The 11,864-nt window shown below is 68.8% G+C and carries 11 protein-coding genes; all 11 read right to left on the reverse strand.

Annotation, left to right across the window (positions count from 1 at the left end; translation table 11 throughout):
• Positions 1 to 13: 13 nt before the first annotated feature.
• On the reverse strand, positions 14 to 1,003 hold the full coding sequence (cuyA, locus tag EOT10_RS39720; RefSeq protein WP_127833238.1) for a D-cysteate sulfo-lyase: 990 nt from the start codon (positions 1,001 to 1,003) through the stop codon (positions 14 to 16).
• A gap of 139 nt (positions 1,004 to 1,142) precedes the next feature.
• Positions 1,143 to 2,717, reverse strand: a complete 1,575-nt coding sequence (locus tag EOT10_RS39725) for an amino acid permease (RefSeq protein ID WP_223281501.1) — start codon at positions 2,715 to 2,717, stop codon at positions 1,143 to 1,145.
• Positions 2,718 to 3,271: 554 nt separating this feature from the next.
• Positions 3,272 to 3,736: a RidA family protein gene (locus EOT10_RS39730; RefSeq protein WP_127833239.1), complete on the reverse strand. Its 465-nt coding sequence runs from the start codon at positions 3,734 to 3,736 to the stop codon at positions 3,272 to 3,274.
• Between the two features lie 112 nt (positions 3,737 to 3,848).
• A complete protein-coding gene (locus EOT10_RS39735) occupies positions 3,849 to 4,985 on the reverse strand; it encodes a PLP-dependent cysteine synthase family protein (RefSeq protein ID WP_127833240.1) in 1,137 nt (378 codons plus the stop codon).
• Positions 4,982 to 5,674 (reverse strand): helix-turn-helix transcriptional regulator, encoded by a 693-nt coding sequence (locus EOT10_RS39740; protein ID WP_127833241.1) that lies wholly within the window; start codon positions 5,672 to 5,674, stop codon positions 4,982 to 4,984. The genes EOT10_RS39735 and EOT10_RS39740 overlap by 4 nt, the downstream gene beginning before the upstream one ends.
• 1,166 nt (positions 5,675 to 6,840) lie before the next feature.
• Complete coding sequence (locus EOT10_RS39750) at positions 6,841 to 10,158, reverse strand: LysM peptidoglycan-binding domain-containing protein (RefSeq protein ID WP_127833242.1); 3,318 nt, start codon at positions 10,156 to 10,158, stop codon at positions 6,841 to 6,843.
• Between the two features lies 1 nt (position 10,159).
• A complete protein-coding gene (locus EOT10_RS39755; protein WP_127833243.1) occupies positions 10,160 to 10,615 on the reverse strand; it encodes a pilus assembly protein TadG-related protein in 456 nt (151 codons plus the stop codon).
• 2 nt (positions 10,616 to 10,617) lie between these two features.
• Positions 10,618 to 11,070: a TadE family protein gene (locus EOT10_RS39760; RefSeq protein WP_223281502.1), complete on the reverse strand. Its 453-nt coding sequence runs from the start codon at positions 11,068 to 11,070 to the stop codon at positions 10,618 to 10,620.
• Positions 11,067 to 11,501 (reverse strand): TadE family protein, encoded by a 435-nt coding sequence (locus EOT10_RS39765; protein WP_431313372.1) that lies wholly within the window; start codon positions 11,499 to 11,501, stop codon positions 11,067 to 11,069. Before EOT10_RS39765 ends, EOT10_RS39760 begins: the two co-directional genes overlap by 4 nt.
• Positions 11,501 to 11,713, reverse strand: coding sequence for a hypothetical protein (locus EOT10_RS39770; RefSeq protein ID WP_127833245.1), 213 nt, complete (start codon positions 11,711 to 11,713; stop codon positions 11,501 to 11,503). The genes EOT10_RS39765 and EOT10_RS39770 overlap by 1 nt, the downstream gene beginning before the upstream one ends.
• Positions 11,714 to 11,718: 5 nt before the next feature.
• Entirely contained in the window at positions 11,719 to 11,853 is a 135-nt protein-coding gene (locus EOT10_RS42785; protein WP_262985480.1) for a hypothetical protein, read from the reverse strand.
• Positions 11,854 to 11,864 lie beyond the last annotated feature (11 nt).

Raw genomic sequence — 11,864 nt, forward strand, 5'->3', positions numbered from 1 at the left:
GTGAAGGCGCCCGTCAGGCGAACACCGACCGGTAGCCGAAGAGGCCGGCCGAGCCCCCGGTGTGGAGGAAGACCACGTTGTCGTCGGGGCCGAACTTCCCCTCCGCGATGTTCCCCAGCAGGCCGGCCATGGCCTTCCCGGTGTAGACGGGGTCGAGGAGGATGCCCTCGGTGCGTGCGACGAGGGTGACCGCGTCGACCATGGCCGCGGTCGGGATGCCGTAGCCGTCCCCGACGAACCGGTCGTCCGCCCGGACCCGTTCGGCCGGGAGCCCGTCCGTGCTGCCGAGCAGCTCAAGGACCTCGACGGTCAGTTCGTGGACGAGCTTGCGCTGCGCCTCCTCGGTCCGGCTGACGCAGACACCGAGGACGTCGGTGTCGGAGCCGAGCGACCGGAGCCCGGCGAGCAGTCCGGCCTGGGTGCCCGCGCTCCCGGTGCCCAGCACGACGCTGGTGATGTCGATCTCGTGCTGGGCGAGCTCGGCAGCGCAGTCCACGTAGCCGAGTGAACCGATCGCGTTGGAGCCGCCGATCGGAATGACGTAGGGGGTGTTTCCGCGCGCCCGGTAGACGGCAGCGACCTCCTGCGCGGCCATTTCCATGTCGGACCCGGCGGGCAGCCGGTCGACAATCTCGGCGCCGAACAGGCCATCCAGCAGGATGTTGCCCGAGCCCGTGTAGTCGTCGTCCCGGTCCACGGCGTGCTCCAGGACCACTGCGCATGCCAGGCCCGTCCGCGCGGCTGCGGCCGCGGTCTGCCGGACGTGGTTGGACTGGATGGCGCCGCTGGTGATCAGTGTGTCGGCGCCGCGCTGCAGGGCGTCAGCCACCAGGTACTCCAGCTTGCGGGTCTTGTTTCCGCCGGTCGCGAGGCCGGTGCAGTCGTCCCGCTTGATCCACAGGTTCGGGGCGGGGCCGGAGCGGCGCAGGGTGGCGGTGAGCCGCTCCATCGGTTCGAGCGGGGTCGGGAAATGTCCCAGCGAGCTGCGGGGGAAGGGGGCCATGGGAAAAGATCCTCGCTTCTTGATCATTGCGGGCCGGGGCATCCGGACCCATTGCTCTCGGGCGGTCAGGAACCGGGACAGGGACGTGCCGTCCCGGCGCTGGCGGTCCTGTTCTGTTTCGGTGGCCGTGTGCTTGGCCTCAGATGCGTTCGTCGGTCAGGTCGTGGCGCTCGTCGGCCGGGCCGGCTGCGGGGACCAGGTCCTGAAGCGGCCGCCCGTTGCGGTCGAGCTTGGGCCAGCGCGAATCGAGTTTGCCTCCCGTGTGTTCGGCGACGTTGCGCTTCACGAGGAACCAGCCGAGCCACATCAACAGCGCGAGGACGGGGACGCCGATGACGATCGTGATGAAGTCGGTCTTGCCCCAGAAGTCGGGGCTGGACTGCCATCCGCTGATGACCATTCCCACCACGACCAGGGCCAGGAAGACCAGGCCGATGTAACTGCCATAGGGGTAGAACGGCATCCGGAACGGGCTCGCCGGAATGATTCCGGCATTCGACAGCCGGCGCAGTCGCAGCTGGCAGACGAAGAGCGAGAACCAGGTGGCGAGCGTGCCGATCGCCGATACTTCGAGCGCGATGTCGAACGCCTGGTTCGGGTAGGCCGCGTTGAGGACCGCGCCGAGCAGAAACACGGCGCCGGTCATCGCGATGCCCGCCCAAGGCACCCCGGTACTGCTCATCTTCGCGGTGAACGCGGGTGCCTGCTTGGACAGACCGAGGCTGCGCAGGATCCGCCCGGTGACGTAGAGGCCGGAGTTGAGGCTGGACATCGCGGCGATGATCAGGATGCCTTGGATGACGTTGCCGATCCAGCCGGCGCCCAGCATGGAGAAAACGGTGACGAACGGACTGACCGCCGCCCCGTGGACCGTCGTGCCGTACACCGATGTCGGCAGCGTGCACATCAGCAGGAAGATCGAGCCGATGTAGAAGACGAGGATGCGTACGACCACAGAGTTGACCGCGCGGGGGACTTCACGTTCCGGGTTCTTCATCTCGCCGGCCGCGACGCCGACCATCTCGATCGCGGCATAGGAGAAGACCACGCCGGACATCACCAGGACCGGGCCGTACCAGACGTAGGGGTCCGAGGTGGGCCAGAACCCTCCGGGGTTCTGCCACAGGTTCGCGATGGATGCTTGGTATCCGGTGCCACCGATGTGCACGGAGAAGACCACGAGCACGATGCCGACCACGAGGAACAGGACGATGGCGCCGACCTTGAGCAGCGAGGCCCAGAACTCGAACTCGCCGAAGACCTTCACCGACAGCAGGTTGACGGTCACCACGGCGGCGACGCCGATGATGACTGTCAGCCAGGAGGGAACGTCGGGCCACCAGTACCTGACGTAGAGGGCGACCGCCGAGAGTTCCGCGATTCCGGTCAGGGCCCAGTTGACCCAGTAGCACCAGCCGGTGATGTAGGCGGCACGCTCGCCGTAGAACTCGCGCATGTAGGAGACGAAAGCGCCCGAGGTAGGTCGGTGCAGGACGAGTTCACCGAGCGCGCGCATCATCAGGAAGGCGATGAAGCCGACGACGGCGAAGCTGATCAGCAGCGCGGGGCCGGTGCTTGCCATACGGGTCGCGGACCCGAGGAAGAGGCCGGTGCCGATGGCGCCGCCGAGTCCGATCATCTGGACCTGCCGGCTGCCGAGCTCCTTGCGGTAGCCGCCGCGGTCTCCTTCGGGGGGCGCTGTCTTCGTTGACATCGTGGGCTCCGTAGCTGTGGAGAGGGGGGTCTGAGGAGGGGGTGCTGCCGTTCACGTCCTCGCCGGCTCGGGGTAGAGCGGGCGAGGACTGGGATCTGGATGGGGGCGCGGTGCCCGCAGCAGGATGTGGGGTGTCCGGCAGGGGGCAGTGCAATCAGGTGGTCGGCATCACCGAGCCGCCTGGCTACGGGCAAAGCCCCTGTGTGTCCGCGGGCAGCGACCGGGCGCAGAGATCCGCTGTCGCACTTTTGTCCGCGAGTGCTCCCCGGCATCGCCGCTGAGCCGACGGGGCGCATGGTCGCTGCCGCGGAACTCGGCGAGCGTCTCGATGGCCTGCCGGAGACGAGATGTCCGGGTGCCGAGAATCCCGCCTGGAACCCAGGTGCAGACCGGCGAGGGGTCGACGCCGATCGGCACCTGGGAGACTTTGAACTCTGCTGCTGTGAAGCTGGCCCGGCCCCTTGGACACCCGCCGGTGAAGACGGTGAGCAGGGCCCGGGCCCCGAGCGCGTCGCCACACTCACGGCGTGGGCGACCGGTCGGGTTTGGCCTGCTCAGCCGTTGATGCAGGCGATGATCTCGATCTCGACGCTGGCGTCACGGGGCAGTGCCGCCACCCCGACCGCGCTGCGAGAGTGGCGGCCCACCTCGGCGCCGAACAGCTCGACCAGCAGGTCGCTGGCCGCATCGATCACCGTGGACTGCTCGTGGAATTCAGGCGCCGACGACACGAAGCCGACAACCTTGACGATCTGGGTGATGTGCTCGATGCCGCCGGCGACCGAGGCGATCGCCGCGACCGCATTCAGAGCGCACTGCCGGGCGGCCTCCCGGGCGCTGTCCACACTGGTCTCGTCGCCGACGGCTCCGGTGGCCACGAGCTTGCCGTCTGCCAGAGGGAGCTGGCCCGAGGTGTACACGTAGGAGCCGACACGGGTGGCCGGGGCGTAGTTTGCGATGGCCGCCGGAACCTCGGGCAGGTCGAGGCCGAGTTCGGCGATGCGGGAGGCAACAGACATGAGGACATAGTCCTTTCGCGCAAGGGGGTGAAAGAGCGAACGCCGACGCCAAGTCCGGCGGCCGTTCGGGAAGGGGCCGAAGACGCGTCGTGTCGGCCCGGGCAATGGTTGTTCAGCGTGCGGAGTCGCCCAAGAAGGCGGTGAGTTCCGCGCGGTAGGGCTCGATGTCGATGTGCTCGGCGGCGAGCCAGCCGTCGTCGTAGTACTTGTCGAGGTAGCGGTCTCCGCTGTCGCACAGCAGGGTCACGATGCTGCCGGTGCGCCTTTCGTGGATCATCTGGTGCGCCAGGCGGAACGCCGCCCACATGCCGGTTCCGGTGGATGCCCCGACCTTGCGGCCGGTGCGTCCTTCGTAGAACCGAATGGCCGCGATGGATGCGGCGTCGGGCACCCGCATCATCCGGTCGACGGCGCTGTGGATGAAGCTGGGTTCGAGACGTTGACGGCCGATCCCCTCAATCCGTGATCCGGTATCGGTGGCGACCGTGGGGTCCTGATGGCGCCAGCCGTCGAAGAACGCGGAGTTCTCCGGGTCGGCGACGCACAGTCCGGTGCGGCGTCCGGTGTAGCGGATGTAGCGGGCGAGCGTTGCCGAGGTACCCCCGGTGCCGGCGGTCGCGACCACCCAGGCGGGCTCGGGGAACCGCTCGTTGCGCATCTGGGAGAAGATCGATTCGGCAATGTTGTTGTTGCCCCGCCAGTCCGTGGCGCGCTCGGCGTAGGTGAACTGGTCCATGTAGTGGCCGCCGGTCTCGGCTGCCAGGCCCGCGGCCACGGTGTAGACCTCGCTGGGCTGGTCCACGAAGTGACAGGTCCCGCCGTGGGATTCGATCAGCGCGACCTTGGAGGCACTGGTGGTGCGCGCCATCACCGCGATGAACGGGTTGCCGATCAGGCTGGCAAAGAAGGCTTCAGAAACGGCGGTCGAGCCGCTGGAGGCCTCGATGATCGGCAGTCCCGGACGGATCCAGCCGTTGACCAGCGCGTACAGGAACAGGGAGCGGGCCAGCCTGTGCTTGAGCGACCCGGTGTGGTGGGTCGACTCGTCCTTGAGGTAGATGTCGACGCCGCGTTGGGACAGGTACGGGACGGCGAGCAGGTGGGTGTCGGCCGACCGGGTGCCCTCCGCCTGGACCTTGCCGATGGCGTCGGTGAGCCATCGGCGGTAGTCCGCGTCGTACCGGTCGACGTCCAGTATGTGGGCGTCGCCGAGAGTGCCGCCGGCGCTCTGCGCGATGGTGTCGGTCATCTCTCGATCTCGTTCAGATAGTTGTAGACAGTGAACCGGGATACCTCGAGCCGCGCCGCGACGTAGTCGACGGCGTCCTTGATCTGGAACATGCCGCGGTCGCGCAATTCCGTGACCACCTGCATCTTGTGCGGCTTCTTCATGAGATCGACCGCCACACCGGTCCCGGTGATCGCGGTGTCGACTGCGTTTCCGAGCAGGTCGTCGACGCTGGTCGGAAACGTCTCGGTGATGCCGTCGGCTGCGGACGGCTCGGCGTTGAGCCCAAGGAGCTGGCCGAGCTTTCCGTGTGCAGCCTGCAGGTCGGTGATGTCCATGTTCACGCACATCGCCGCCATGGGCTCATTGGTCTCCGGATCGCGGAGGATCATGGTGCTCGAGCGGCCCTCGCGCCCGTTGGCCAGCTGCGTGCGGTACCCGATGAGGTGCTCGCCTGTACCACCGTGCACGTGCTGGACCAGCAGGTCGGTTGCGGGGTCCCCCGGAGACCGGTTGGTCAGCGACCCGGCGATGGCATAGAGCGACTCGTCGAGGTCCCGCAGGTCGTGCACAAGAACCTCGCAGCCCAGTGCCTGCGCAAGGGGCTCGACGATCTGCCCGAGCACCTTCAGGTACCCCTCCCGCCGATCCTGCGAGAGGCCGTCGGTTACGGAAAGTGCCGGGTCCTGCGCGCTGGGGGCAGAGGCCATCGCAATCACCCTTCAACGATGAGTTGAGATATTCAAACCGTGGTTGAACGCTACAACTCGGGGTGGTGTAGGTCAACGGTGCGTTGCAGAAAATCTCCAGGTCACCGCCCCAGGGGGCCGGGAGGCGTGCCGAACGGGCAGTTCAGGGCGAGGTCGGGCTCCCGCCCGGCCGGACCGGGCGCCCGTCATGACAGTGGCTGATGGCGCGGCATGGGCGACCGGAAAGGGCCCAGTTGTCCCCATGCCGGCGCGTCACGGTGCAGTGGTAACTGCCGCCACGACCACGCTTCGCATTGCCGTATTGGTCAGGTCGACTGATGCCTGGGGGCGTTGACGGCGCTCTCTGAACGTTTTCAAGGCTCTGACCGGACTTCCGTGAAGTCCGGTTCGCCCAGCCCTAGCCAAAGCAGACCCCGGGTTGGATCACCGGTGCGCCTATCCGGGCCATGTCCGGGCGCCCCCCGAGTCAGAGATGCCCGGTGGGGGTAGTTCGTTTCGCGCAAGGTGACCTTGGGATCCATGAGGAGATCAGCTATGTACGCAGTAATTCGGCGTTACGAAGGAGTGACTGACTCCGCCGAGGCAGGACGCCGAGTGGACGAGGGGTTCGTTCCTCTACTCCGCCGAGTCCCCGGTTTCGTGGCCTACTACTGGGTGGACGCCGGGGACGGAGTGATGGTCTCTACCAGTGTCTTTGAAGACCAATCCGGGGCCGAAGAGTCGATCAACCGGGCGGCGGACTTCGTACGGGATAGCCTCTCATCGCTGCTGCCCAACCGTCCTCAGGTCACGGCTGGCCCGGTTGTCGCTGCTGGGTAGCGACCTGCGAAGTGGGCCGCTGGATCCCCACTACCTCCACTCCGACGTCCTGGCGCTTCACTGAACTCCGGCCAGAGCCGTTTTCAAAGATCCTCATCAGCGTCTGCATCACGACCAGTCAGCTCACCCGTGCCTGCGCCACAGGGCAGAAATACGTCACCCTCCGAACGGGAGCTCGCTGCACAAGAACGGCAGTTCACAGAACCGATCAGCGGCCGAATCCGCCGTAACAGCGCGCTCGTCGGCCGTCACACGAACCGGTGGGTTCGGGCCCTCGCTAGCGTCACAGTGGCAGCTGTCACTGGTCCGCCTTCACTGTCAGGAAGTTGCGGATCTGACAACCACGCTCAGGACGCGGTCCTGCTCATGATGGTGTCGAAGACTTTCTCGGTTTCGCTTTCCATTCCGATCTCGAGGCGTTGGTTGATGCCGCGGAGTGTTTCGTACGCGGCGCTGACGCCGGCGCGGTTGCCTGCCTGGTCTTCGATCAGCATCCAGTCCTGGTACAGGATTTCTGCGCTGTCGTCGATGTCGAGACCGCGCGTGACGGTGCGGCGGGCGGCGGTGAGGTCGGGGCGTGGTGCGGTGCGGTGCCAGGTCGCCAGGGTGTGGGCGACGTCGGTGATACGGACGAGCATTTCCTGGATGCGGGCGGCGGCCCAGGCCAGGTCGGCGCCGCCGAACGGGCGGCCACGCACGAGGTCGAGGGCCGCCTCCAGGTCCGCGATACCGGCCTCCGGGCCCTTGGCGAGTCCGCGTTCGGCGAGCTGGGTGAACCGTGTCCAGTCGCAGCGGGCCTTGGGTGAGAGGCGGTAGGTGCCGGAGCGGTCCCGGGGCAGGAAGGGACTGCCGTCGGCGTCGGTGCCCAGGCGATTGCGCAGTTCGGAGATGCGGGACTGGAGCGTCGCCTTGGACCATGGCTTGCGTGGGTCCATGGCCTCGCAGGCGGTGTCGCTGCTGATCCCGGGCTTGAAGTACAGCAGGGCGGCGAGCAGGGCCAGTTTGAAGCCGTGCCCCGAGGCCTCGATGCCGGCGACGGTAACCGGTCCGAGGACCTGGATGTCGGGGGCGTGCAATTCGACGGCCTCTGGGACCTGGTCATCGTCTGCTTCCGCGAGCGCCGGTTCGGCGAGTGCGGGTACAGGTTCCGTACTGCGCGTGGTGGCGGGGGCGTGGGTGGCGGTGTCGGCCGGCTGCGGGGGCGGCATGACGCGCAAGGGTGTGGGGGCCGTCAGCGCCGCGAAGGGGGCATCCGGCACGGCACTGGGTGAGGCGGGGGAGTGGCCCCTCTTGTCGAGGGTGACGGCGGGGACCAGCTGCCAGGGGCCTTCGGCAGGGCGGGCCGGTTCTTCCGCAGTGGCCAGCACGCCCACGAGGTCCTCGTATTCGCTGTCGGTCATCGACTGGACGAGGACGTCGGTGTCCAGCAGATCTGAGCGCACGGGTTCCGGCGATCCGACGGCGAGGCGTTCGGCGTGGGGGAAGGCCTGCTGGGCGTCGTGGGCGGGAAGGACCAGGGCGAGGGGCAGGTGCCGGGCCGCGGTCAGGGCGTCCGCGAGGTGCTGTGCGTCGCCCGCGGCGGCCTCAGCGGCGCAGATCAGCATCCAGGGAAGGGGCACTGTCCCGTCTTCGTCGGCGCTTTGGTGGTGTTCCAGGAGTAGTTCGCCGAGGTCTCGTTGCGCGGCGCGCAGGTGCGGCACCGCGCGCAGACGGCCCTGGGGGAGCTGGGTGGGCAGTTCGGTGCCGAGGCCGATGGTGAGGATGTCGGCGCGGTCGCTCCACGTGCTGGTGGCGGCCTCCAGCGCGAGGGCACGGGCGGTGTCGCGTACGGCCTCAATGTCGCCGTCCAGGAGAAGTACCTGGGCGGCGGGGAGGTTGAGGAGGAGGTGGTTGCCGTCGGGGTCGGTCCCGATGGTGGTCAGTCCTGGATAGGGGGCGGCGGTTGCGCGGGCCTGGTCGTGGTCCAGGAGCTCCTGGGTGCGGTCCAGGCTCCAGCAATGGGGAGCGTACTTGTGCTCCACGAAGGGCCGGATCGGCCCGGCCTCGGCCTCCGTATCGGCGTCCAGGAGCAGTTCGAGGGTGCGGTGGGTGATGCGGGCGCCGCGGATCGCCGGCAGAGCGCGCCCTTCCTGCTGGGCGTGGTGGTTCAGGGTGCGCAGCGCGGTGTCGAGCAGTTCGACGCTGCCTGGCTCGGCGCTGGCCTCGAGGACCTGCTCGAGGGGCGTCGGCTGTGCGGCCATTGCGATGGTTTCCCCTGGCTGCCGGCGGCGTCGCTGCAGCAGGCGCTTGATGCCCACGGCGGCGACGAGGGAGCCGGCGAGCAGCATCCCGATCCCAGCGCCCTCCCGTAGGCCGACGGGGGATGGGGCCGTGTCCTCGGAGCTGGTGGTGTCGTCCTGCGGAGTGCTCGCGGGCGCTGTGGGCGCGTCCTTCGACGGCTGAGCCGACGCGGACGGGACGGCAGTCGGCTTCTGCGGTGCGGCCGTGTGCGGCGCAGCGGGAAGCTGCTCTCCCCGGTCCTCCCCCTCCGGCTTCTTGTGCTCCGGGGTCTGTGCGGGGGCCGAGGGCGCCTTGGTCTTCTGCCCCGACTCATGCGGCGCGGGCCTCGTCTCACCCGCCCCGGAACCTTCACCCGCCCCGGCACCTTCACCTGCCCCGCTGCCTGCGCCGGCGCTTTCGTCCGGCCCGGCGGGCGTTGTGGGGTGCGGCTTCGCCTTCTCGGCGGGCGCGTGTGGCGTGGGGGGCTGGGGGATGTCGAGTTTCAGACCGGGCCTGATGTCATCGGGGTCCGTCAGTGTGGTGCCGCCGGGCTGTGTGGCGCCCTTGTTCGCCTCGAAAATCTCGTGGTACTTCGCGCCGTCGCCCATCTCCGTCTCGGCAATGCCCCACAGGGTTCCGCCGGGCTGGACGGTGACGCTCTGCGCGCCCTCGCCCTGTGCGGCGGGCGCGTTGGCCCCAGCGGCGTTCGCATCGTCGGGCATGCGCAGTTGCCAGCCGGGCTGCAGGAAGGTGCTGGCGTGGAAGACGCTTCCGTCGGCCATGGTGCGGCCGTCGTTCAACGCGGCGATGTCGCGCCAGCGTTCGCCGTCGCCGAGTTCCCGCTCGGCGATGCTCCACAGGCTCTCGGCGGGGCGGACTTCCCGGACCGTGTAATGCGGCGAAGCGTCGTCAGCCGCGACCGTCGTGGCGGGTTGTGCCTGCGCCCGCGGTTCGGGCGCGTGCGGCGCCTGTGCCGGCACGTGGGTGGCGGTGGCCGCCGGGGTGGCGGTCGCGGGTGTGGCCAGCGCGGTTCCGGTGGGCAGCAGGACCAGGATGCTGCCCACGAGCACGGCGGCCAGGCGCTGGGAGGAGCCGAGCCCGCGCGGGGCATGCCACGTACGGCCGCGAAGCTGGGCAGGGATCTCCCGCACCGTGCAAGCCGTGAATGTTGCCCAGCCGATCCAGGCGACGGCGATCAGGAGCAACAGGAAGGCGCCGCCGGTGTCCTGTCGGTCGATCAGGTGGGCCAGGTCGTCATGGCTGGTCGCCCAGACGACGGGGGTGGCCTTGATCAGCAGGAGGGGCAGGCCCACGATGGCGGTGGCCAGGACGACGAGGCTGGCGAGGGCGCGCAGCACCGCGGCGATGGTGCGGCCGGCGCCGGCGGGGGCTGCGTTGCGGGGCATGTCAGGGTCCTTCGGGTGCGGTGATGCCGTGCAGGAGGGTGGCCTGCCCGTGCCCGGTCACGGCCATGGAGCCGATCCCGGCGACGGACAGGAACTTCGTGGCGTAGGCGTCGTGGGTGGTGACGGTGAGGGTCTTGCCGTCGGCGGACACCGTGGCGGTGCCCGTAGTGCCGGCGGAGCGCAAGTAGGCATGGGCGGCGGCCCGGGCGGCTTGGGGTTCGACGGAGAGGGCCTTGCCCGGCACCGCCTCGGCGGGGTCGATGGCCTGGCCGCCGGCCCGGGCGGCTTCGGTGGCGATGAAGTCGGCGCGTTCGGTGGCGCGCAGCTTGCCGCCGCCGTCCACGGCCAGGCCGATGATGCCCAGCAGCGCCAGCACACAGACCGCCACGAACACGGTGACACCGCCCCGCTCGTCGTCGAGGGCCTCCACCTGGGCGGGGACCTGCTGGTGTCGCATCGTCAGTCGCCCTTCTGCCGGTACTGGTCCACAACCGACGTGGCGGTCGACTCCATGGTTCGCGAGCCGGGAGCGCCGGGCAGCAGCAGGTCCGACAGGTCGACGGTGCAGCGCACCGTCGCGGACACCGTGGCCACCTGTCCGATGGGCACGGACAGGCCCGAGGTGTTGATGGTGACGCTGCTGCTCGCACAGGTGATGCCCTGATCGGCGAGGGACTCGGTGGCAGCCGCTCGGGCGGCTTCTTGGGCGGCGGCGGCCGTGCGGTGAATGGATGCCTCACGGGCCGCGTCCTGCGCGGCGGCGTCGACCTTCGAGCCGGACATGACCAGCCGCCCGCCGGCGATGGCCAGGCACAGGAAGACGAGCAGGGAGGGCAGGACGATGGCGGCCTCGAGGGCCGCGCTGCCCCGGTCCCGTGGCGCTGACCGGACCCTGGAAATCAGTGAGTTCACGGTGCCCCCGGCGTCGTCCAACGCTCACGCGTTCCCGACGCCGACTGCGTGATCCGCAGGCCGGGCACGCCCGGCAGCATCGACTGGGCTATCCCGGACACCTCGATACGCACACGCTGTGCGCCGCTGCCTGCGGTGGACACGCTGGACGACATCAGGCTGTCGCCGGCGGTGCGATCCAGGACGTCACGGGCGCGTGCCGCGCCTTCTTCGGGTCCTGCCTGATAGGAGCGGGCCGCGCTGAGTCCCTCCCGGGCGGCGGTGAGGGCGATTTCCCGGGCGTAGTACCACATCGACGCCTGGATGACCGCGACGGTGAGCAGCAGGACGAACGGAAAGACGATGGCCATCTGAATGCTGGTGTCGCCCCGGTCGTCCTGGAACCGTCGCCCGTTCCACCAGGCTGTCAGCCGTGCCCGGGAAAGCATCATCAGATGCCGGCCAGCTTGCCGTTGTACTTCGAGATGACCAGGGCGATGGTCCCGGCGATCAGCAGAGCGCCGGTGATGGAGGCCACCCAGATGATGACGGTGGTGATGCTGATGTCGCCGCGGTCGGGGCGCTTGGCCGCCTCTTCCAGACGGGTCTGCAGCCACTGGAGGCGGCCGGCGAGGCGGGAGTAGTAACGGGCGGTGTGCTTCACGGTATTCACGCTCCAGAGAGGTGGAAGGGGTCGGCGATCGTGACCACGATGGTGATGGTCACCGCGATGGCGATGACGATGGCCCACACGACGATGAACTCGAGCGGGATGGAACCGCCCTGAGGCTGCTTGTCATTCACGGGGATCTCAC

Source organism: Streptomyces antnestii (assembly GCF_004005495.1).
Lineage (GTDB): Bacteria > Actinomycetota > Actinomycetes > Streptomycetales > Streptomycetaceae > Streptomyces > Streptomyces antnestii.